Source organism: Polaribacter sp. HaHaR_3_91 (genome assembly GCF_019278525.1).
Lineage (GTDB): Bacteria > Bacteroidota > Bacteroidia > Flavobacteriales > Flavobacteriaceae > Polaribacter.
Genome location: NZ_CP058986.1, coordinates 1,809,175 through 1,832,796, shown reverse-complemented (window position 1 = coordinate 1,832,796; position 23,622 = coordinate 1,809,175). Strand labels below are relative to the sequence as shown.

General features: G+C 29.2%; 16 protein-coding genes. 10 read left to right on the top strand and 6 right to left on the bottom strand.

Going from position 1 to position 23,622, the window contains the following annotated elements:
* Nucleotides 1–64: 64 nt before the first annotated feature.
* Nucleotides 65–751 carry a class I SAM-dependent methyltransferase gene (locus tag H0I27_RS07655; protein WP_218733311.1) on the bottom strand — a complete coding sequence of 229 codons (687 nt, stop codon included), beginning with the start codon at nt 749–751 and terminating at the stop codon, nt 65–67.
* Nucleotides 752–758: 7 nt separating this feature from the next.
* A complete protein-coding gene (locus tag H0I27_RS07650) occupies nt 759–1,097 on the bottom strand; it encodes a hypothetical protein (protein ID WP_218733309.1) in 339 nt (112 codons plus the stop codon).
* 587 nt (nt 1,098–1,684) lie between these two features.
* On the opposite strand from H0I27_RS07650, the gene H0I27_RS07645 reads away from it, so the two are divergent.
* The 4 genes from H0I27_RS07645 (at nt 1,685) to H0I27_RS07630 (ending at nt 7,597) form a co-directional block, all read left to right on the top strand.
* On the top strand, nt 1,685–4,309 hold the full coding sequence (locus H0I27_RS07645; protein WP_218733307.1) for a TonB-dependent receptor: 2,625 nt from the start codon (nt 1,685–1,687) through the stop codon (nt 4,307–4,309).
* A 404-nt stretch (nt 4,310–4,713) separates the two neighbouring features.
* Nucleotides 4,714–5,016 (top strand): hypothetical protein, encoded by a 303-nt coding sequence (locus H0I27_RS07640; RefSeq protein WP_218733305.1) that lies wholly within the window; start codon nt 4,714–4,716, stop codon nt 5,014–5,016.
* Nucleotides 5,016–7,079 carry a PepSY domain-containing protein gene (locus H0I27_RS07635; RefSeq protein WP_218733304.1) on the top strand — a complete coding sequence of 688 codons (2,064 nt, stop codon included), beginning with the start codon at nt 5,016–5,018 and terminating at the stop codon, nt 7,077–7,079. Before H0I27_RS07640 ends, H0I27_RS07635 begins: the two co-directional genes overlap by 1 nt.
* Complete coding sequence (locus tag H0I27_RS07630) at nt 7,067–7,597, top strand: flavodoxin (protein ID WP_254712633.1); 531 nt, start codon at nt 7,067–7,069, stop codon at nt 7,595–7,597. Before H0I27_RS07635 ends, H0I27_RS07630 begins: the two co-directional genes overlap by 13 nt.
* 140 nt (nt 7,598–7,737) lie before the next feature.
* Here the strand turns inward: H0I27_RS07630 and carB are convergent, their stop codons facing one another.
* The gene (gene carB, locus H0I27_RS07625; protein ID WP_218733302.1) at nt 7,738–10,593 is read right to left on the bottom strand and encodes a carbamoyl-phosphate synthase large subunit; all 2,856 of its coding nucleotides are present in this window, start codon (nt 10,591–10,593) and stop codon (nt 7,738–7,740) included.
* 107 nt (nt 10,594–10,700) lie between these two features.
* Nucleotides 10,701–10,862 (bottom strand): 50S ribosomal protein L34, encoded by a 162-nt coding sequence (gene rpmH / locus H0I27_RS07620; protein WP_036820926.1) that lies wholly within the window; start codon nt 10,860–10,862, stop codon nt 10,701–10,703.
* A 224-nt stretch (nt 10,863–11,086) separates the two neighbouring features.
* Here rpmH and H0I27_RS07615 point away from each other — a divergent pair, with 224 nt between their 5' ends.
* The 4 genes from H0I27_RS07615 to H0I27_RS07600 all read left to right on the top strand — a co-directional run bounded on the left by H0I27_RS07615 (nt 11,087) and on the right by H0I27_RS07600 (nt 18,093).
* A complete protein-coding gene (locus H0I27_RS07615) occupies nt 11,087–12,700 on the top strand; it encodes a CTP synthase (protein WP_218733300.1) in 1,614 nt (537 codons plus the stop codon).
* Between the two features lie 211 nt (nt 12,701–12,911).
* Nucleotides 12,912–14,795, top strand: coding sequence for a membrane protein insertase YidC (gene yidC, locus H0I27_RS07610; protein ID WP_218733298.1), 1,884 nt, complete (start codon nt 12,912–12,914; stop codon nt 14,793–14,795).
* Nucleotides 14,796–15,043: 248 nt separating this feature from the next.
* A complete protein-coding gene (locus H0I27_RS07605; RefSeq protein WP_218733296.1) occupies nt 15,044–17,353 on the top strand; it encodes an AAA family ATPase in 2,310 nt (769 codons plus the stop codon).
* A 383-nt stretch (nt 17,354–17,736) separates the two neighbouring features.
* Complete coding sequence (locus H0I27_RS07600) at nt 17,737–18,093, top strand: DUF6567 family protein (RefSeq protein ID WP_157603543.1); 357 nt, start codon at nt 17,737–17,739, stop codon at nt 18,091–18,093.
* A 336-nt stretch (nt 18,094–18,429) separates the two neighbouring features.
* On the opposite strand, the gene H0I27_RS07595 is transcribed toward H0I27_RS07600, so the two are convergent.
* A complete protein-coding gene (locus tag H0I27_RS07595) occupies nt 18,430–19,626 on the bottom strand; it encodes a class I SAM-dependent RNA methyltransferase (RefSeq protein WP_218733294.1) in 1,197 nt (398 codons plus the stop codon).
* A gap of 180 nt (nt 19,627–19,806) precedes the next feature.
* On the opposite strand from H0I27_RS07595, the gene H0I27_RS07590 reads away from it, so the two are divergent.
* Nucleotides 19,807–20,532 carry a class I SAM-dependent methyltransferase gene (locus H0I27_RS07590; protein ID WP_218733292.1) on the top strand — a complete coding sequence of 242 codons (726 nt, stop codon included), beginning with the start codon at nt 19,807–19,809 and terminating at the stop codon, nt 20,530–20,532.
* Nucleotides 20,529–21,206 carry a ZIP family metal transporter gene (locus H0I27_RS07585; RefSeq protein WP_218733290.1) on the top strand — a complete coding sequence of 226 codons (678 nt, stop codon included), beginning with the start codon at nt 20,529–20,531 and terminating at the stop codon, nt 21,204–21,206. Before H0I27_RS07590 ends, H0I27_RS07585 begins: the two co-directional genes overlap by 4 nt.
* Before the next feature lie 106 nt (nt 21,207–21,312).
* On the opposite strand, the gene H0I27_RS07580 is transcribed toward H0I27_RS07585, so the two are convergent.
* A complete protein-coding gene (locus H0I27_RS07580; protein ID WP_218733288.1) occupies nt 21,313–23,496 on the bottom strand; it encodes an ATP-dependent DNA helicase RecQ in 2,184 nt (727 codons plus the stop codon).
* Nucleotides 23,497–23,622 lie beyond the last annotated feature (126 nt).

Sequence of the window (23,622 nt, the reverse complement as noted above, 5' to 3'; positions counted from 1 at the left end):
AGTTATTTTTATTGTTTGTATAAATAAAGATTCTTAGACATTTTTTGATTGAAAATAAAGAGATTTAATTTTTTCGTAATACTGCAATAGAATACTCTCTACTGACCCACTCTCCCGTTTTACTTTTTACTGTTTCTGTTTTATTTTTAATCTTTACTAACTTAAAATCAGTCTCAGCTATTAGGTTTATAAACGTTTCATGATCATAAAGACTAAAAACGTTTGTATTAGCAACAAAAGGAAGTTGTTTCATAAAACTACTATTGGCAAAAGACACTACAAAAACACCATTAGATTTAAGTACTCTGTGTATTTCTGTTAAAAAATCTATGGGATTTGTCCAAAAATATATAGTATTTACAGTAATAATTTTATGAAAAAAATTAACAACATATGGAATGTTTAGTCCATTGTATAATAAAAATAATGCAACCCTTTTCTTAATGTATTTTGCATTTATTTTTACTGCTTGTTGTTGCATAATTTCAGATATCTCCATTCCAAAATATTTCAATTCACTAGCCTGTTTTAGTACATCGGGTAAATGAGAAGCATTTCCATGCCCCAATTCTAATACCCTATCTTTATCTTGTACATCAAGTAATTTCACACTTTCTAAAACCATACCTTTATTAGTGTCGCTTAATAACTCACCTATAAAAATACCCTTTTCTCCCTTTGGACAACGAAGTTGCTGTGCCAATTGATTTAATTCTTCTTTATCAACCGATTCTATTAATTCTTCTTTCATAAATACTCTATTTAATTCTATACTCATCTAAAATATCGTCTATATTTAAAATAAATTGAGTACCTAAAATTAAATCCTCTAAAAGCCCTAAAATTGTGTCATCCACTTTAATACAAGTATCAACTAATTCACTTGTAGTCCAAATTTTATTACATCGTTCTCCTTTGCAGCTGTCACAATTACAAGGAACATGAGATCCTCGAACAACATCTAATAAATTATCTAGTTCATTTTCTGCCATAAAAACTCCTACAGAGCCAATAACTATTTGCATTTCATAATTTTGGTTTGGGTATTTATTTACTTTATAACTTGCTCCATATTTATTTTTATAAATTAATTCCATATTTAATTTTAAAGGTTTTTGCCTAGCTCTATTTAGAACAACTCTAAATAATATTTAGCAAATATAGTTTTTAATTTTATTTAGAACAATTCTAAATAAAATAAAACATCAATTAATAAATATTGAAGAAATCTAATTGTAAATACATGTTAATACGCATACTAAAGATGAAGAAAGCAAAAAAATTAAGAGTTAGAACGACATATAATTTATGAGTAACGATTATCAAGCATTATGATAAATATATTTAGGAACTAATAAAATAAACCATTGTGTATTTATACAATATTATTTTTTTTGATTAGAATATAATTTAAGTAAAACTTTAAGTCAACACTTGTATTTCTATATAAACACAGAAAACATGTGTTACGATTTCCACTTGAAATTGTTTTAAAAAACAGTTAATTTTAAAACTCAAATACAATTCAGATAAACACACACAAATAAAGTACTAAAATACAGAAACATAAATATAATTTAAAAACAAAACTAACCTTATTTAAATTTAATCTAAATAAATTTTGATGTTAAATTTAGTTAAAATACATTTGTGAAATAATTTATAATTTAATTTTTATTTAAAAATGGTAATAAAAAAAATAGTAACTTTTTTTATATTAGTACTAACATTAACCGCAGCTGTAGCGCAACAGAATACTATAAAAGGTACAGTTTTAGACAATAAAAAAACACCTCTTGCAGGAGTAAGTGTAACTATTAAAGGTACAAAAAAAGGTTCTGAAACCGATTTTAAAGGTAATTTTGAAATTAAAAATACTCAAAAAAATCAAACCTTAGTGCTTTCATACCTTGGTTTTAAAACGAAAGTAATTGTAATCAACGATAAAACAAACTTAGGAGAAATTGTACTGTTTGAAGGTAATGAGCTTTTAAGTGAGATTGTATTAAAAAGTAGAAATAATAAATTTTCTCGTAAAAAAACCGCTTATGTTTCTAAATTACCTTTAAAAGATTTAGAAAACCCTATAGTATACAGTACAATTACAAACGAGTTATTAGAATCTCAAATTGTAACCAATTTTGATGATGCAATGACAAATGCTACCGGTATTACAAAACTTTGGGAATCTACAGGACGTGCTCCAGGAGAAGGTACTGCTTATTTTTCTACCAGAGGGTTTTCTGTACAACCTTCATTAGTTGATGGTATGCCAGGCTTTACATTTAGTGCTGTAGATCCATCATATATAGAAAGGATCGAAGTTATAAAAGGACCATCTGCAACATTGTTTGGTAGCACAGTTTCTTCTTTTGGAGGTTTAATAAATGTGGTAACAAAAAAACCTTATAAAGGTTTTGGAGGAAGCGTTTCTTATACAGGAGGATCTTTTGGAATGAATCGTGTATCTGCGGATGTAAATACTCCTTTAGGCAACAATGACGATTTATTTTTTAGAATTAATACCTCTTACTTAACACAAGATAGTTTTCAGGATGCAGGGTTTAGAAACACATTTTTTGTTGCTCCTTCTCTATCTTACACTGTAAATAATCGTTTAAACATATCTGTAGGTATCGAATATTCTAATACAGAACAAACGAATCCTTCTATGTTATTTTTAAGAAGAGGGTTGCCTTTGGTTTCTAATAATATTGAACAATTAGGCATAGATCCAAATAAATCTTTTACTTCTAATGACATCACTTTAACTAGCCAGATTTTTAACACACGTGCTATTGCTGATTACAAAATTTCAGATAATTGGACTTCTCAAACCGTATTTGCATCAACTTACTCTGAAGCTAAAGGATACTATCAATATTTAATTGACGGCGCAAGTGCTGCTTTTTTTACTATTCCTAATTTATTAGGGGATGCTGCTGCTTATGTACAAAATGATTTAGATTTAATTCTTGGAGAATCTGCCATTCTATTACAAGATGATGTATTTGCTCGTTTGTATGACAAAAGAGATGCGGATGCAGTAAAAACAAATATTCAACAAAATTTTATAGGTGATTTTAAAATTGGAGAGGTTCGTAATCGATTAATTTTAGGCTTAGATTATGTTTACAGAAATGCAAATTCAAGAAATAAAAATGGAAATCCTACATTAGCCCAAAACTCACAATTCCCAAACATAGTGAATACTTTTAACTATGCAATTCCAGGAGCTGGTGATGCTTTTGCTGCTCAATTAGCTAGTTTTCCTTATTTTGATGGTTTCTTTTCTTCAAACGGAGAAGTAGTAGCAACTTCCTTTACCCCAAATGCAACTTATAAGACTACTAAATCTGATTTGGATGCAATTTTTGATCCACTAACAGCAAACCACATTAGTACAAGTTCTCAAACTTTTGCTTTATATGCCTCTAATGTAGTTAATATTACTGATAACTTAACGGTTAATCTAGGACTTCGTTTAGATCATTTTGACCAAGATGGTAATGATGATGATCTTTTAGATGATTATACTAAAACAACGTTTTCTCCAAATGCAGGGATTCTATACCAAGCAATCCCTAATAAATTGACTTTATTTACCAATTACCAAACAGGCTTTGTAAATAACGATCCTTCTGTAAATTCTGATGGAACTGTAGACACTTTTAAACCAACAAAAGCCATTCAGTTTGAAGGTGGTATTAAAACAAACTTTTTTAAAGGAAAGTTAAATGTTGGCGCAAGTTATTACAATATTACAGTAGAAGATTTTGTAGGATCAGATCCTAATTCAGTTTTATTTCCAGAAAGTTTAATTCTTAATGAATCACAAAGTGAAGGTATTGAGTTAGAAGTGAACACAAATCCTTTAGCTGGTTTAAATTTACGCGCTTCATATTCTTATAACGACAGTAAAATAACGGATGCGTATAGCGAAACAACCGGATTACAATACGATGAATTACAGGACAGAAGACCAGAATCTGCCGGACCGGATGCTACTTATAACTTTTGGGCAGACTATAGATTAGTAAATTCTGATAATAAATTTTTACAGAATTTAGGTTTTGGAGCAGGTTTTAATGGTACTTCAGAACACATAACAGCAAATAATGCAGTGACAGGTACCTTTACATTACCAAGTTATACAGTATTCAATTCAACAATATACTATAATACAGATAAAATTAGAATCGGATTAAAAGTAAATAACATTACAGATGAAACCTATTATAAAGGTTGGAGCACTGTTAACGCACAAGCACCTAGAGCATTTTTAGGAACGATACAATACAAGTTTTAATATTTATTTGAGTTGATTTTTAAACAGCTCTAAATCTAATGGTTTAGAGTTGTTTATTTTTAAATGATTAAAATGATTACAATTAGTTTATTATTAATTTTATTAGCAAGTTTAGTTTTTTATAACACTTCTAAAAAAGCACTATTGCTATATAATTCAGCAATAGAAACCTGGATTCAAGTAAATAAAAATTATTCAAAAGCTATAGCCTTACTGTTTTTAATAGTTAGTTTACTATCTATAATTTTAATCTTTGGTTTTACCTCTGGAATTATTTTTTGGTTAATCTCATTCATCTCTTTTTTAAGTACTATCGTTATTATTTATCCTTTAAAGATCGTCAACTATAAACATTTAATCATTTTATTTTTAATACTACTCGTTTTAGAATTAATAACATAAATATGCCTGCAAATACTAAATACTTAAACAAATCTCCTTGGCAACAATTTGCAAAAATTTCTGCTGGTATTATAGGAGGCTATTTAATTGCCGCACTTTTTCATATGTGTTTGTCATTATTACTTCCAAATCCAAAAGAAGTTTTAATAACATCTACCATAACCATATTTATTGTTTGGTGCATACTTTTAATTGTCCCTTTTTTATTTAAAAACGGATGGAAAGCATGGTTACTTTACCTTTTAACAATTCTAATTCTTTTTAGTGTTTATTATTTAGCATCTAAAAACAATCCTTTTATATAATGAGTAATAAAAATTACAACGTTTTTTTTAATACACATACTGTAAGTGGTATTGTTATTAGTTTTGCCTTATTTGTTATTTTTTTTGCAGGTGCTTTTTCTCTATTTAAAGAAGAAATTGCTATTTGGGAAAATGGAAACTCAATAACTCATACAGAAAGACAAGATATTGATTTCGATAAAATTTTTAAATCTTTAGATGAAGATCATCAATTAACAGGAAGAGATTTGCAATTAAATTTCGGAGAAAAAGACGACCATATTTATGTTTCTCTAGGCAAAAATAGAGACTCTTTAGCCACGGAAGAAACAAAAAAAACAAATTACTTTTCTGTTAACATCAATACAAGTGAGGCAAAAAATTATGAAGAACATTATAGCTTAGGAGAATTTTTATATCGATTACATTTTCTTGCTCAATTTCCATATATAGGTATTTACTTAGCTGGTTTTGTTTCTCTATTTTTCTTGTTTGCTATTGTAACGGGAGTTATTGTTCATTGGAAAAAAATAATATCAAACTTCTATTCTTTTAATCCTAAAGCTGCATTAAAACGAGTTTGGACAGATGCTCACACAGCATTAGGTGTAATTGGCTTACCTTTTCAATTTATGTTTGCCGTAACTGGAGCTTACTTTTGCTTAAGTTTATTGGTCTTAATACCTGCTAACTTTTTATATAATGGAGATCAAGCTAAATTAATGGAAGATGTAAGACCTGATCGAAAAATTTACGAATGGGTTGCTAAATCAGATAAAAACATTCCTAGTTTTAACCAATTTGCAGAAAAAGCAGTAAAAGAATGGGATCATTTTCATTTAACCAGAGGTTTTGTAAGAAACTATGGAGGTACTAATATGAAGTATATTCTTATTGGAGACCTAAAAGATAGCGAACGTTTTATAGGTATTGGACGAATTATTTACAATCCATATACAGGTGTTGTTGAATCTATAAAAAATCCTAATAAAATTAATTACATAGAAGATTTTCAGAGGGTTTTAGGACGTTTACATTTTGCTGATTTTGGCGGAACCCCCATTAAAATCATCTATTTTCTACTTTCTTTAATTACTTGTTTTGTAATAATTACTGGAGTTTTAATTTACGTAGAGGCCAGAAACAAAAAAAGCATCACTTTAAAACAACGATTATATACAGCTAAAGTTGGTCATATTTATTTAGCAATATGCTTATCTATGTTGCCGGTTACAGCCTTATCTTTTTTGTTTGTTAAAACATGTATAGGTTACTTTAACGATAATCAAGCTGCTATTTATTGGTTTTACTTTATTACATGGCTTTTATTTATTCTATTTTTTAGATTTAAAAGAGATAATTATTACACCAATAAAGTAAGCCTTCTTTTAGGTGCTATATTCGGATTTTTAGTACCAATTACAAACGGAATTATCTCTGAGAATTGGTTATGGAAAACCTTTGCAAAAAACCAATTTGATATTTTAACAATTGATGTGCTTTGGATTATTATTGCTTCAATTTCATTACTGTTTTACTTAAAAATAAAACCTAAAGTGAAAGAACAAAGTGCATTTACAAAACATCCTATTGACTATAAGAATCGAAAAAAATTATTATCAGAAGAAAAGAATAAACTATCCAATACTAACAAAACAGAAATTACAGATAAAGATTTACTAAATAAAAACGAGATTCCTATGAGAACAAAAATTATAATCCTTTGGATATTTTTAGCAATCGGTTGGATTGTTCATCACATTTATGGTCTTTTTAATATCTATTATAACGAAACTTTAATTATTGAAGGTGCAACAGGAGAAACTCCTTTTAATCATCATATTTACAGAATTTTATTCGAAGGTCTTTGTCTACTTTTTGGTTTATTAACCATAGAGGTTTCAAAAAAATGGTTTAAATGGACTTCTTTTATTTGGGCTATTATTGCTGGAATATATAATATTTATCATTTTATTGAAGCACTAATTTTTGAAAGTGATAATATTTCTGAAATTTTTATGCTTGCGCTAGTTTCTCTAGCTAGTATTTTCCTTGTAAGAAACTTGTATCTATGGAAAAAATAAAAGACATTGGCTTAATTTACGGTTCAGACACTGGAATGACCGAAGAAATTACAAGTTCTATTATAGATAATTGGAATTTATGCAACATAGACGTTATAGAAGTTTCTCAAGTAAAAAAAGAAGATTTTAATAAATTCGACATCCTAATTCTTGGCCTTTCAACTTGGTATGACGGAGACTTACAAAGCGATTGGGAGTCTTATTATGATGAATTTAAAACAATAGATTTTACAGGTAAAACAGTTGCTCTTTATGGTTTGGGAGACCAATATGGTTATGGAGAATATTTTATTGATGGCGTTGGAATGTTAGCAAAAGTTATTTTAGAGAATAATGGAAAAATAACAGGTTATTGGTCCACTAATGGCTATGATTTTGAACAATCTAAAGCATTATACAATGATGATTTCTTTTATGGATTAGCTATTGATGAAGACAATCAATCGGAATTAACCGAAGAAAGGTTAAGCGATTGGCTTTCTGTTTTAAAAGATGAATTTTCTATTCTTTTAAATTAGAAGAGATAACCTTAAACTAATAGATAATTCTCTTAACTTTTAGAACTAATCTTTTATATTGCTATTAAAATAAGTGGTTTATTATAAAAACAAAAAGCATCCAAAATTTGGATGCTTTTTTATGTTCTAATAATTTCTAATTACTTATTCAAATACATTTTACGTCTTGCGTACAAATCATAAAACTGATCGTCTCTTAAACTATCAATAAATAAAATACTCTCTCCAGTAGACTTCATTTCTGGTCCTAGTTTCTTATCAACGTTCGGGAACTTGTTAAAAGAAAATACAGGTTGCTTAATTGCATACCCTTCTAATTGAGGGTTAAAATTAAAATCTGTTACTTTATTATGACCCAACATTACTTTAGTTGCATAATTTACATACGGTTCTTTGTATGCTTTTGCAATAAAAGGTACTGTTCTAGATGCTCTTGGGTTTGCTTCAATTATATAAACAATATCATTTTTAACAGCAAACTGAACATTAATCAATCCTACCGTTTTTAATTCTGTTGCAATAGTACGTGTATGATCTTTAATTTGTTGTAAAACTAAATCTCCTAAATTAAATACAGGTAAAGTAGCATTAGAATCTCCAGAATGAATTCCACAAGGCTCTATATGTTCCATTATTCCTATAATATACACATTACCATCAGCATCACAAATTGCATCTGCTTCTGCTTCTATGGCTCCATCTAAATAATGGTCTAACAGTAATTTATTACCTGGCATTCTTCCTAATAAATCAACAACATGCTTTACAAGCTCTTCTTTGTTGATCACAATTTTCATCCCTTGCCCTCCTAATACATAAGAAGGTCTTACTAAAATAGGGAAATCTAATTCATCTGCTAAAGCCAAAGCTTCATCCGCAGTTTCTGCGATACCAAACTCAGGATAAGGAATGCTATTCTTTTTTAACAATTCAGAAAAAAGCCCTCTATCTTCAGCTAAATCTAATGCTTCAAAAGAAGTACCAATAATTTTAATTCCGTATTTCGTTAACTTTTCAGCTAATTTTAAAGCGGTTTGTCCTCCTAATTGTACAATAACCCCTTCTGGTTTTTCATGACGAATAATATCATAAATATGTTCCCAAAAAACAGGTTCGAAATATAATTTATCAGCAGTATCAAAATCTGTAGAAACCGTTTCTGGATTACAGTTGATCATAATGGTTTCGTAACCACATTCTGCAGCTGCTAAAACACCATGCACACAACAATAATCAAACTCAATTCCTTGTCCAATTCTATTTGGTCCAGATCCTAAAACGATGATTTTCTTTTTATCAGTTACAATACTTTCGTTTGCAATGATAATTTCTCCGTCTGCTGTTTCAATTTCATTTTCGAAAGTTGAATAGTAGTAAGGAGTCTTTGCTTTAAACTCTGCAGCACAAGTATCAACTAATTTAAAAACACGTTGTACTTTTAATTCTTCTCTTTTTGTATATACTTCACTTTCTAAACAGCCCAACATGTGTGCTATTTGTCTATCTCCGTATCCTTTTTGTTTTGCTTCTAATAATAAATCTCTTCCTAAAGTATCAATTTTGTAGGTAGAAATTTCTTTTTGAAGTTGAAATAACTCTTCATATTGTTTTAAATACCACATGTCTATTTTTGTGATATCGTAAATCTGAGTTAATGGAATTCCCATTGCAATTGCATCGTAAATGGCAAATACACGATCCCAACTTGCATTGGTTAATTTTTCTATAATTTGGTTGTAGTCTGTATACCCTTTCCCGTCTGCACCTAAACCGTTTCTTTTAATCTCTAAAGACTGTGTTGCTTTGTGTAGTGCTTCTTGGAACGAACGTCCAATTCCCATTACCTCTCCAACAGATTTCATTTGTAAACCTAAAGTTCTGTCTGAACCTTCGAATTTATCAAAATTCCAACGAGGTATTTTTACAATTACATAATCTAAAGTTGGCTCAAATAAAGCCGATGTAGATTTTGTAATTCCGTTTTCTAACTCATCTAATGTATACCCAATCGCTAATTTTGTAGCTACTTTTGCAATAGGATACCCTGTTGCTTTAGACGCTAAAGCGGATGAACGAGAAACACGAGGATTAATCTCGATAGCAATAATATCTTCTTTTTCGTCTGGCGAAACTGCAAACTGTACGTTACAACCACCTTCAAAATCTCCAATAGAACGCATCATTTTTATAGACATGTCTCGCATTTTCTGATATGTTTTATCAGAAAGTGTCATTGCAGGTGCTACTGTAATAGAATCTCCAGTATGAATTCCCATAGGATCCATATTTTCGATAGAACAGATAATAACAACATTATCGTTTTTATCACGTAATAATTCTAATTCGTATTCTTTCCATCCCATCATCGCTTTGTCAATCATCACCTCATGTATAGGAGATGCTTCTAAACCGAAACTTAATAGTTGGTCAAAATCTTCTGCTTTATAAACAATAGAAGCTCCAGCCCCTCCCAAGGTATAAGAAGAACGAATAACTAAAGGAAAACCAAATTCTTGTGCAATTTCTTTTCCTTTTAAAAATGAAGTAGCTGTTGCTTGAGGCGCCATTGGCACATCAATCTTTAACATTAACTCTCTAAATTGCTCTCTATCTTCAGTAATATTAATGGCATCGATATCTACACCAATTAATTTTACATTAAAGTCTTCCCAAATTCCTTTATCATCTGCTTCAATACAAAGGTTTAATGCAGTTTGCCCACCCATTGTTGGTAAAACAGCATCAATTTGTGGATGCTCTTTTAAAATTTGAATGATAGACTTGGTTGTTAAAGGCAACAAGTAAATATGATCAGCCATAGATGGGTCTGTCATAATTGTTGCAGGGTTCGAGTTGATTAGAACTGTTTCTATTCCATCTTCTCTTAAAGAACGTAAAGATTGTGAACCAGAATAATCAAATTCACAAGCTTGTCCAATAACAATTGGTCCAGATCCAATAATTAAAACTGATTTGAGGTCTTTTCTTTTTGGCATTGTAAGTTGTTGTGTTATGTTGTTTTACAAAAATAGTTAGTGCTTGGGTATAAAAAAAGGCATTACTTAAAAAAGTAACACCTTATATATTAACAAATGTTAATCATTTATTTTTTATGTCTAGTTTCAGTAGAAACAGAAATTTTCTTTCTTCCTTTAGCTCTTCTACGAGCTAACACCTTTCTACCATTAGCAGAAGCCATTCTTTCCATGAAACCATGTTTATTTCTTCTCTTTCTCTTTGACGGTTGGTAAGTTCTTTTTGGCATTATCTGTATTTTTAAATGTCTTCTATTATTATGTTATTGCTTTAAATTCTACTCTTTTAAAGCGTTGGCAAATATACAACTGTTTTTATTTATGACAAACACTATTTTAAAAAAAAATGAAATATTTTTTAACGAGACAAAAGTACAAGTTTTGTAAATCTTTTCACCTTTTTTATTTGACAGAATTTTTAGAGTTAGTACTTTTGCGCAAACCTAAGAATACCATGAGTAATACTAAATATGTTTTTGTAACAGGAGGCGTAACATCATCCCTTGGAAAAGGAATTATTGCTGCATCATTAGCAAAATTATTACAGCAAAGAGGATTTTCTGTAACTATCCAAAAATTAGACCCTTATATTAATATAGACCCAGGAACTTTAAATCCGTACGAGCATGGAGAATGTTATGTTACAGATGATGGAGCAGAAACAGATTTAGATCTAGGTCATTATGAGCGTTTTTTAAACATTCCTACAAGTCAATCTAATAACGTAACTACAGGTAAAATTTATCAATCTGTAATTAATAAAGAGCGTAAAGGAGAGTTTCTAGGAAAAACGGTACAAGTTATTCCTCATATTACAGACGAAATTAAACGTAGAATCCAGATTTTAGGAGAAACGGGTGATTATGATATTGTAATTACAGAAATTGGTGGAACTGTTGGTGATATTGAATCTTTACCTTATGTAGAGTCTGTAAGACAAATGCTTTGGGAAAAAGGAGAAGATAATGCCATTGTTATTCATTTAACATTAATTCCTTTTTTAGCTGCAGCAGGTGAATTAAAGACAAAACCTACGCAACACTCTGTAAAAATGTTAATGCAAAGTGGTGTAAGCCCAGATATTTTAGTGTGTAGAACAGAACATGAAATTTCTGACGACATTAAACGTAAACTAGCTTTATTTTGTAATGTGAAGCAAGAAGACGTAATACAGTCTATAGATGCAGAGACTATATATGATGTTCCTAATTTAATGTTAGCACAAGGTTTAGATACCGTTGTTTTAAATAAATTAAAGCTTTCTTCTAAAGGAGAACCAGAATTAAAAGTTTGGAACAACTTTTTAGAGAAACACAAAAACCCAAAGCACGAAGTAGAAATTGCCTTAATTGGTAAATATATTGAGTTGCAAGATTCTTATAAATCTATTACAGAAGCTTTTATTCATGCAGGTTCTACTCATGAAACTAAAGTAAAAGTACGTTGGGTACATTCAGAAAGTTTAACACCTAAAAATGCAGAGAAAAAATTAGCAGGTGTTAATGGTATTTTAGTAGCTCCTGGTTTTGGTGATAGAGGTATTGAAGGTAAAATTAGAGCTGTAAGATATGCAAGAGAAAACAATATTCCTTTCTTCGGAATTTGTTTAGGAATGCAAATGGCAGTAATAGAGTTTGCTAGAAACGTTTTAGGTTTAGAGAACGCAAGTTCTACAGAAATGAACAAAAGCACTAAAGACCCTGTTATTAATTTAATGGAAAGTCAGAAAGATGTTACCGAAAAAGGTGGAACCATGCGTTTAGGTGCTTGGGATTGTGAACTGAAAAAAGATTCTAAAATATACAAAGCTTATAAATCTGAATTGATTAGTGAACGTCACAGACACCGTTTTGAGTTTAACAACGCATATTTAGAACAAATTGAAGCTGCAGGAATGAAAGCAACAGGATTCAACCCAAAAACAGGATTGGTAGAAGTTGTAGAAGTACCTACACACCCTTGGTTTGTTGGTGTACAATACCATCCAGAATATAAAAGTACCGTTTTAAAACCACATCCTTTATTTGTAGATTTTATTAAAGCTGCCTTAAAACAGTCTCAAAAATAAAAAATAATTTAATTAATAGCAGTCGAAACTTTAATATTTCGACTGCTATTAAAGTGACATTATAAAAATTAGGAATACTATTTGAACTACATAGTTAGTATCAAAAATAAAGTAGCAAAAATTATATAAAGCTGCTTTTTAACTACATTTGTCGCTTTTTAATCAAAAGACATTTTTGGTTTAATGACAAATTGACATTTTAAAATAACACATGGAACAAAAAAAATTCGATATCAATTCTTTTATAGGAATGTTATTATTAGGAGGTATTTTATTATACTGGATTAACTCTACCAAACCAGATGAAACTACGGATCCTTCTACGAATACAGAACAAATTGTAGACTCTACAAACAACACATCGAATACTTTTACTGAAAACACACCTGTTTTTGAAAACGATTCTTTAAAACAAATTGCTTACACAACTAAACTTGGTGCTTTTGCACAAAGTGCAATAAAAGGTACTAACGGTACTTCAGTTTTAGAAAACGACTTGGTTAAATTAACCGTTAGTAATAAAGGTGGACAAATCATAGAGGCTGAAATTAAGAATTATAAAACTCATGATTCTTTACCTTTATATATGATAAAAGACAAAAACGCGTCTTTTAACATCAATTTTGGTACTACAGACAATAGAATTTTAAACACTAAAGACTTATTCTTTGAACCTACAGTTTCTAAAAATGGAGAAACGACTGTTCTTTCTATGAAATTAAAAGTTTCAGACACTCAATTTCTAGAATATAGATATGAGATGAAACCAAAAAATTACATGGTTAATTTTGCTGTTCGTTCTCAAGGTTTAAGTACTGTAATTAACTCTTCTAACCCAATTAATTTAGATTGGTCTTTAGATGGTTATGCGCATGAAAAAAGTGTAAAAACAGAAAACACCATGTATTCTCATCTGTACTATAAAACAGAAGATGATGTAGATTATTTGAATGCTGGTAAAACAGAAATTTTAAATGATGTAGATTGGATTTCTTATAAACAACACTTCTTTACGTCTATTTTATTAACTGATACTCCTTTTAATAATAGTACTGTAACTTCTACAGATCTTATTAAAAATGAAGAATTAGATACAGTATTCACAAAACGATATGAGTTAAAAACTCCGTTAGAATTAGCTAGTGGTGAGTTAAATTATAACATGAAATGGTTTTACGGACCAAGTGATTATAACTTATTAAAAACTTTTGAAGGTACAGATTTAGATCATACAGCAGATTTAGGTTGGGGAATTTTTGGTTTCTTAAACAGAACTGTATTTTACCCAGTATTTAACTTCTTAAAAGGTTTTTTATCTAATTACGGATTAATTATTATTTTAATGACAATTGTTGTTAGAATCATCATGTCTCCGTTAGTATATAAATCTTATTTATCGAGTGCTAAAATGAAGGTAATAAGACCTGAGTTAACAGCTTTAAATGATAAATATCCAGGGAAAGAAAATGCAATGAAACGTCAGCAAGAAACCATGGCTATTCAGCGTAAAGCTGGAGTTAGTATGTTATCTGGTTGTATACCTGCCATATTGCAAATGCCAGTATTCTTTGCTTTATTTAAGTTTTTCCCTACAAACCTAGCATTAAGACAAGAAAACTTTTTATGGGCAAATGATTTATCTTCTTACGATATGATTTATCAATTACCTATTAAGATACCATTTTATGGAGATCACGTAAGTTTGTTTCCAATATTAGCTTCTGTAGCAATTTTCTTTTACATGAAAATGAACCAAAGTCAGCAAGCAAATATGCAACCTCCTACGCAAGAAGGAATGCCAGATATGGGGAAAATGATGAAGTACATGATTTACTTCTCTCCTATTATGATGTTGTTTTTCTTTAACAACTATGCAAGTTCTTTAAGTTTGTATTACTTTATTTCTAACTTGTTAACTATTGCAATTATGTTAGTAATTAAAAACTACGTAATTGATGAAGATAAGATACACGCTCAAATAGAAGAAAACAAAAAGAAGCCAGAAAAGAAGAAGAGTAAATTCCGTCAAAAAATAGACGATGCTATGAAACAAGCGCAAGAACAACAAGCGCAACAACAGAAAGGTAAAAAATAAAAAGCAATGCCTTTAGATAATTTTAAAAATCCAAAACTTAATTGTTTTGGATTTTTTTTGGTTGAAATGTTTTGATATATGAGCTCTTATTAGTTTATTTCAACATAAAACAGGTGTTATTCCTAATCCCATTTTGATTTAAAAATATTAACTTAGCTTACTTGTGATAGTTTGTATTTAAATTAAGTCTTAGCCAATACTTAAGCTAAAACGAAATTATAATCTAACTCGAAATAAGACTAAATTAAATGATTGAGAAAATTAAAGGAGTATCAAATTTTGGAATATTCAAAAAAATAGAAAGTAACCCAACATATAGTGATTTTAATAAACTAAATCTATTTTACGGATTAAATGGGAGTGGAAAGTCAACAATATCTCATTTATTTTCTTTAATTGAATCAAATGAATCCATATCTAGGTTTCCAGATTCAAAATGGAGTTTTGAAAAAGGCGGAAAAATTTATTCCGAATCAGACAAATTTGAAAATGATTTTAATATTAAAGTTTTCAATGCTGATTTTATAGAGCGTAACATTAATTGGAACGATACAATTAAAGGAATTCTTGTCGTTTCAAATGATAAAAATGAAGAAATATTAAAACTAAAGGATAAGAAAAAAGAAGAATCAAAAATTAGTTCGTCGATAACTCAAAATGAATTAATACTTAACGGAGAAAAGAAAGGAAACAAAGGATTAATAAGAAACAACAGTAATTTCCTATCAGAATCTGCAAAAAATATTAAACAAAAGTTTCAATTAATTGAGGTTGAAGACAAACACTTGTCTAATTACAATAAAACAAAAATTGAAAGTTCTTTAAATAAAAATAGAGATAATATTAGAAAAGCTTCATTGACTAATAAAGAAATTGAAAAGTTAGCTCAAACTATAAAGCCACAAGACAAAGATAGAATTGAAACACCTGACTTTTCAGTTTTATCTCAAATACCTTCTGGCTATAAACAAATAATTTCATTATTAAATTTAAAAATAACATCAGAAGTTATTGATGGTTTAAAGAATGATTTTAAAAAATCTGATTGGGTTAAATTAGGACTTGAACTGCATAAAGCCGAAGAAAATTGTGCTTTTTGTGGAAACAACATCTCTAAACAACGTCTTTCTATTTTAAACAATCATTTTAGTGATTCTTTCAAAAATCTACAAGAACAACTATCTAAAGCCATTACTTGGATAGATGAACTAAAAATAACAGAATTACCAGCTTACAAAGCACTTTATAAAGAATATCAATCTGAATACGAGGAAATTAAAAAGAACATTGATTTTGAGAATGAAAAACTAATAAAAGCACTTGACAAATGGAAAGAAATACTTAAAACTAAGGTATCAAATCCATTTGAAATTCCTAAAACTTCAGTTTTAAATTTTGATGAAACCGATTTAATTAAGTTTTATAAAAAGGCAACAGAAATAATTAAAAGCCATAATAAAAAATATTTAAGTGCTTCGACAATTATACAAGAGGCAAAGAATAATCTTGAAATTGAGTACATTAAAGATGAAATTAAAAGATATGATTTTTATAAGCAAAAAAACATTGAACTACTTACTATTCAAAAAAACAAGGAACTTCAATTAGAACTTGAAAAAATAAAAATCGATATAAAACAATTGAATTCATTAATTTCTACGGAAGCTCTGGGGGCTACCAAGTTTAATAATGATTTATGTAAATTCTTAGGAAGAAAAGATATAGCTTTAGATCCACAAGAAAAAGGAGGTTATAAGTTACAAAGAAATGGAAACCCTAACACAAACGGGAATCAATTAAGTGAAGGAGAAAAAACCGCAATAGCTTTTGTTTATTTTATAAATAAAATATTAGAACAAGACAATAAGATAAAAGATACAACCATAATAGTTGACGACCCAATTTCAAGTTTTGATTCGAATAATTTATTTAGTTCGTATTCATACCTAAAACTAAATTGCAATGAAGCTAAGCAATTATTTATATTAACACATAATTTCAATTATTACAGACTTGTAAGAGATTGGTTCGAAACCAAAAATAAAAACCAAAATAAGAAACACCGAAAAGACCCTACTAAACCAGAAACCATATGTAATATTTACTCAATAGAATCGAATTTTGATACTAATCAAATGCGTTTTTCTTATATTAAAGATGCAGACCCTACTCTCTTAGAATATACCTCAGAATATCATTACTTATTTAAAAAACTAATAACTTATTCCAATGACACTCATTTAGATTTAGACAAAGCCTATTTATCTGCAAATGCTTCTAGAAAAATACTTGAAACTTTTCTAAAATTCAAACACCCTAAAAGGTTAGGTGATTTTAGACAATTATTACAAAAAGGGATTCAAAAAACATCATTTAAAGACAAAGAAGAATATATCTATCGTTTTATAAACAAATATTCTCACGCACAGGACTTTGATAATGATTCCTCTGACAACAAACTGGACGAAGGTTCCAATGTTATAAAAGATATTTTGGATCTAATTAAAGAAATTGACGAAATTCATTACAAAGAAATGATTGAAGTTTGTGAAAATTAGGATAACAAAATTAAATATTTAATTAAAAGTTAATAAATTAACCTAAACCAGGTAAACAAGTCCAGCCTTGATTAAAGTTTATCTTTTTTGTTTTTTACAAAAAGATATAACGGAAAGTAGCAAATAGCTCCCAAAAAACTAATTTCGTTTAATAATTATGTGTACTTATACTATCACTACTTAAAGTTAAAAATCAACCATACAAATAGGTCTAATATTTCACAAAATGTTAAATAAAATTACGGAAAACCGTAGTCTCAATTTAAAGAATTAAAGTAATTTTAGAAAATTAAAATAGTGAATCAATCATATTTAAATTACGTCTGAACAAGCTGAAAAAAGACTTAAAAAAGAAGTAGGCATAATTATATAACATTTCTTAAATGAAAAAAACTTTTTTTATCATGGTTATTGCTGCAGCACTAACCTCTTGCAAAACATCTAGCCTTTATAGTGGTGGTTATCAACAACAAAATCAAACTCAAACAATCTTATCAAGTTCTAATTTTAACGTATTAGGTAGTTTTACTGGTACTGTTACAGAAAAAATATTGACAGGAAACATCACAAATAAAGTAGGAATTATCGCTAGAGCTAAAGCAAAAATGTTAGAAGATGCAAAAGCTGCAGGTGTAGAATTAATAGGTAGTAGAGCTCTTGTTAATGTATCTGTTGATTTAATTGAAACAAAAAAAAGAATTTCAGCAACTATGACTGCAGAAATAATAGAGTTTAAATAAAACACTAAATTCAGGTTTTCTTTAAACAATCTAATTTTAAATAAATCTCAACAAAAGCAGAAAACAACTTTATACAAATTAGATTAGAAAACTAAAAATGTCTTAAATAAATCGAAATTATTCAATTTATTTAAGACATTTTTTAATATTTAGCTTTTCTTATATAGGTTTCCTAACTTTTACAAACAAGTCTAGCCCTGATTGAAGTGACATCCTTTTTGTTTTTTACAAAAAGATATAACGGAAAGCAGGAAATGGCTTCTAATAAAGATTCCCCAATCGTTAAAAGAACTTATTTCTTAATAATTAACAGATTGCTTCGTTCCTCGCAATGACTTAATCATTTGTATCTTCCTCTGTATCCGTATCGTCTTCTTTACGTTCTTTAAACTTACGCGTTCCTTCGTACAAATCATACTTTACAAACTTACAGTTTAAATCTCCGTTTTTAAGAGCAATTCTTTTAGAGGTTCTTAGGCCCACACATTTTAAAGCATCTGTATCCGATGTAATTAACCAAGCCGTAGAACCAGGATAATTATTTTTAAGTGTATCTCCTATTTTTTTATAGAACTCTTCTGTATCAATGTTTAAACGCTCGCCATAAGGTGGGTTAAACAAAATTGTAGTGTTTCCAAAAACTTCTTTTGTTGAGTTAAAAAAGTTAACATGATGCACACCAATAAAATCATCTAAATTAGCATTTGCAACATTGTCTTGTGCTTTTTGTACCGCAGAAGGCGCTTTATCAAACCCCATTATTTTAAAATGAGAAGAACGTATTTTCTTTAATAAGGATTCTTGAATTGTAAAATATAAATCCTCATCGTAATCTTTCCAATTCTCAAAAGCGAATAATTTTCTGTTAATGTTTGCCGGAATATTATTGGCAATCATAGCAGCTTCAATTAAAATCGTACCAGAACCACACATTGGGTCTATAAAGTTTTCCTCACCCGTATAACCAGATAATAATACCATACCTGCAGCCAAAACTTCGTTTATTGGCGCAATATTAGTCGCTGTTCTATACCCTCTTTTATGTAAAGAATCTCCAGATGAGTCTAAAGAAACGGTTAACCAGTCTTTTTGAATGTGAATGTGAATTTTTAAATCTGGATAATCTAAATCTACATTAGGTCTTTTACTATATTTATGTCTAAAATAATCTGCAATTGCATCTTTAGATTTTAAAGAGATATAATGTGAGTTAGACGTAAAGTTCTTAGAATTTACTACTGCTCCTATTGCAAAAGTACCTTCAGTTTCTAAATAGTTTTCCCATTTAATTTTCTGAATTGCTTCATATAAATCTTCTTCATCGTAGATTTTACAAACTTTAATCGGTTTTAAAATTCTTACAGCTGTTCTTAAAGCAATATTTGCTTTGTACATAAAACCTGTATCTCCTCTAAAAGAAACCATTCTAACTCCCTCATTAACATCTTGTGCTCCTAGGTCTCTTAACTCTTTTGCCAAAACACCTTCTAATCCAAAAAGTGTTGTTGCTGTCATTTTAAAATCTTTGTTCATGCTCATAAAATTGACTGCAAAAATACTATTTATAAATAGCTTTTATACTAATTAAGAAATTCATTTTACAGAACGTAAGATTTGGTTACTTTTACAGACTGAAATGTCTATAATGGCACAAGGCTAAGAATGGCCAATAGCAATGAAAGTAATTCGCTGGTTATTGCAAATTTTATAAAAATGAAAACAAAAGATTGGTTTACAGATTGGTTTAACACCCCTTACTATCACACACTTTATAAGGAACGAAATGACAATGAAGCGCAATTGTTTATGAAGAATATTACTTCTTTTTTAAACTTGCCAAAAACAACGCATATTTTAGATTTACCATGTGGTAAAGGGCGTCATTCTGTCTTTTTAAACTCTTTAGGCTATACTGTTACGGGTGGTGATTTGGCAGAAAACAGTATTAGTGCTGCAAAAGAATTTGAAAATGATACGTTAAAATTTAATGTGCATGACATGCGCAAACCTTTTCATCATACTTATGATGCTATTTTTAACTTATTTACAAGTTTCGGTTATTTTAAAGACGATAAAGAGGATATTTTAATTCTAGAGAATATTAAAAATGGCTTGAATAAAGACGGAGTTTTTGTATTTGACTTTTTAAATGCCGAAAAAGTAAAGCTGAATTTAGTTAAGAAAGAAACAAAAACTGTAGATAATATCACCTTTCATATAGAAAGAGAAATTAAAGATGGTTTTATCTTAAAGCATATTTCTTTTTTTGCTGATGGAAAAAACCACTCTTATACAGAACAAGTTAAAGACTTAGACCTTATTAAAATGACCACATTTTTAGAAAAAGTAGGATTTACAATTACAAGCGTTTTTGGAAATTACAACTTAGATACGTTTGAATCAAAAAATTCTGATCGATTAATTATTATTGCAAAATGAGTTATGTCTTATTATTAACAGCAGTTTTTATTGGTTCTTTACTTGTCTATATAATAAAACCAAGTAAAAAAGCTGTTCGTCTATTATTAGCTTTTAGTGGCGCTTATTTATTATCTGTTACTATTCTGCATTTACTACCAGGAGTATATGCTGAAACTACAGAATATAAAAAAATAGGAATTTTTATATTAATCGGAATTATTATTCAGTCTATATTAGAATCTTTTTCTAAGGGAGCAGAACACGGACATATTCATATTCATTCTGATGGTAAAGAGTTTCCAACCTTGTTATTCATAAGTTTGTCTTTACACGCATTTTCCGAAGGTTTACCTATTCATCATGCAGGAGATAATTTGTTATGGGCAATTATAGTGCATAAAATACCAATTGCATTTGTTTTAACAACCTTTTTAATTCAGACAAAATATTCTAAAAAAATAACGTTTATTTTCCTTATTGTTTTTGCATTGATGAGTCCTCTTGGATTATTATTAGGAGATAAAATTCCATTTTTTACAACCTATGCAAAAGAAATAACAGCTATAATTATTGGTGTCTTTCTTCATATTTCTACCATTATTCTTTTTGAAGGCTCTGAAAATCATAAATTTAATTTAAAAAAATTTATTGCCATTATTTTAGGGGTATTACTTACTATTTTTACTTTATAGAATTTTACTTCTTTCACAATACAAAAAAGCACCTATTTCTAGGTGCTTTTTTGTATTGTAATAAATATTCTACTAATATTTTTTTTATTCTCTATAAGAACCTGTATTAATTAGCGACTTCGTTTATAAATTTAATTCTCATTAACCTTAATTCCTCTTCATCATAATCACCATCAAACTCATCTAAAGACTCTTGTATATTATCAGAATCTGCTTCCATAAAATAATCATGAATTTCTTCTTGTTGATCTTCGTCTAGCAAATCATCTAAAGCATAATCAATATTCAGCTTCGTTCCAGAAAAAATAATTCCTTCCATAGCCTTAATTAATTCTCCCATTTCAAGTCCTTTAGACTTTGCAATATCTTCCAAAGGCAATTTTTTATCCGTATTCTGAATAATAAAAAGCTTTAAGCCAGAGTTTGTCCCCGTACTTTTTACTATTAAATCATCTGGTCTTAGAATTTCATTTTCTTCTACATAAGAAGCAATTAATTTTACAAAATCCTTTCCAAATTTTCTTGCTTTACCTTCTCCTACTCCATGAACTGTAGAAAGTTCCGCTAAGTTAATTGGGTATTTTAAAGCCATATCATCTAATGATGGGTCTTGAAAAACAGCAAATGGAGGCACTCCTTGTTTTGTTGCTACACTTTTACGTAAATCTTTTAATAGTTTTACTAACTTATCATCAGCAACACCACCTGAAGATTTGGCATTTGTAATAATAGAGTTATCATCTTCTTCACTATAAGAATGGTCTTCTGTCATCATAAATGAAGTAGGATTCTTTATAAAGGCATCTCCTTTTTCAGTTAATTTAACAACACCATATTGTTCTATTTCTTTCTTTATTAAATTAACCACCAAAATCTGTCTGATAAGTGCCATCCAATAAAGTGCAGATTTATCTTTACCACTTCCAAAAAATGGTTGTAAATGTGTTTTATGAGATGTTAATAAAGCATTTTCTTTTCCTACAATTGTATTTACAATCTCTTTAGATTTATATTTTTGCAAGGTCTTTTTAACAACATTTAATAAGAGTTTAACGTCTTCTTTTGCTTCGTGTTTTTTCTTCGGATTTCTAGAATTGTCATCCATATCTGCTCCCTCTCCATTTTCAACGTCAAATTCTTCGCCAAAATAATGCAACAAATATTTACGTCTGTTCATAGAGGTTTCTGCATAACCAACAACTTCTTGCAATAATGCATGCCCAATTTCTTGCTCTGCAACAGGCTTGCTAGCCATAAATTTCTCTAACTTCTCTATATCTTTATAAGCATAGAACGCTAAACAATACCCTTCTCCGTCATCACGACCCGCTCTACCAGTTTCTTGATAATAACTTTCTAAACTTTTAGGAATATCATGATGAATTACAAAACGAACATCTGGCTTGTCAATTCCCATACCAAATGCAATCGTTGCAACAACCACATCACAATCTTCCATTAAAAACATGTCTTGATGTTTTACTCTTGTTTTAGCATCTAAACCTGCATGATACGGAACAGCTTTAATTCCGTTTACCTGTAAAATCTGAGCAACTTCTTCAACTTTTTTCCTGCTTAAGCAGTAGATAATTCCAGATTTACCCATTCTTTGTTTTACAAAGCGAATAATATCTTTTTCTACTTCCTTTGTTTTTGGTCTTACTTCATAAAATAAATTAGGTCTATTAAATGACGCTTTAAATCTATTCGCTTCCGGAATTCCTAAAGTTTTTAAAATATCTTCTTGTACTTTTTCTGTTGCAGTTGCCGTTAAACAAATAACAGGTACATTATCTATTGCTTTAATGATATGTTTTAGATTTCTATATTCAGGTCTAAAATCATGACCCCATTCAGAAATACAATGAGCTTCATCAATCGCTACAAAAGAAATCTTTTGAGTTCTTAAAAAAGCAACATACTCTTCTTTTATTAAAGATTCTGGCGCTACATACAAAAGTTTTGTAATTCCGTTAGCAATATCTTCTTTAACTTGAGCGATTTCAGTCTTATTTAAAGATGAATTTAAAACATGTGCCACACCATTGTGTTCAGAAATACCTCTAATTGCATCTACTTGATTTTTCATTAAAGCAATTAATGGAGAAACTACGATAGCAGTTCCTTCTGTCATTAATGCAGGTAACTGATAACAAAGAGACTTTCCTCCACCTGTTGGCATTATTACAAAAGTGTTGTTATTCTCAACAATACTTTTAATTACTTGCTCTTGTAAACCTTTAAATTTATTAAATCCAAAGAACTTTTTTAGAGGGGTATATAAATCCATTTTTATTAAATATTATTTTAACTTTAAAATCAACTCACAAACATACTATTATATTTGCTCTAATTATTATTTATAGTAAATTTGCTTGTTTCTTAATCTAAAGATATAACTTTTTTTTATTCTGAT

Coding starts and splice junctions, on each gene's coding strand:
- H0I27_RS07655 (WP_218733311.1), bottom strand. CDS start 751: ATGAAAGAAGAATTAATAGAATCGGTTGATAAAGAAGAATTAAATCAA.
- H0I27_RS07640 (WP_218733305.1), top strand. CDS start 4,714: ATGCCTGCAAATACTAAATACTTAAACAAATCTCCTTGGCAACAATTT.
- H0I27_RS07615 (WP_218733300.1), top strand. CDS start 11,087: ATGAGTAATACTAAATATGTTTTTGTAACAGGAGGCGTAACATCATCC.
- H0I27_RS07580 (WP_218733288.1), bottom strand. CDS start 23,496: ATGGATTTATATACCCCTCTAAAAAAGTTCTTTGGATTTAATAAATTT.
- yidC (WP_218733298.1), top strand. CDS start 12,912: ATGGAACAAAAAAAATTCGATATCAATTCTTTTATAGGAATGTTATTA.
- H0I27_RS07645 (WP_218733307.1), top strand. CDS start 1,685: ATGGTAATAAAAAAAATAGTAACTTTTTTTATATTAGTACTAACATTA.
- H0I27_RS07650 (WP_218733309.1), bottom strand. CDS start 1,097: ATGGAATTAATTTATAAAAATAAATATGGAGCAAGTTATAAAGTAAAT.
- rpmH (WP_036820926.1), bottom strand. CDS start 10,862: ATGCCAAAAAGAACTTACCAACCGTCAAAGAGAAAGAGAAGAAATAAA.
- H0I27_RS07590 (WP_218733292.1), top strand. CDS start 19,807: ATGAAAACAAAAGATTGGTTTACAGATTGGTTTAACACCCCTTACTAT.
- carB (WP_218733302.1), bottom strand. CDS start 10,593: ATGCCAAAAAGAAAAGACCTCAAATCAGTTTTAATTATTGGATCTGGA.
- H0I27_RS07585 (WP_218733290.1), top strand. CDS start 20,529: ATGAGTTATGTCTTATTATTAACAGCAGTTTTTATTGGTTCTTTACTT.
- H0I27_RS07630 (WP_254712633.1), top strand. CDS start 7,067: ATGGAAAAAATAAAAGACATTGGCTTAATTTACGGTTCAGACACTGGA.
- H0I27_RS07635 (WP_218733304.1), top strand. CDS start 5,016: ATGAGTAATAAAAATTACAACGTTTTTTTTAATACACATACTGTAAGT.
- H0I27_RS07600 (WP_157603543.1), top strand. CDS start 17,737: ATGAAAAAAACTTTTTTTATCATGGTTATTGCTGCAGCACTAACCTCT.
- H0I27_RS07605 (WP_218733296.1), top strand. CDS start 15,044: ATGATTGAGAAAATTAAAGGAGTATCAAATTTTGGAATATTCAAAAAA.
- H0I27_RS07595 (WP_218733294.1), bottom strand. CDS start 19,626: ATGAACAAAGATTTTAAAATGACAGCAACAACACTTTTTGGATTAGAA.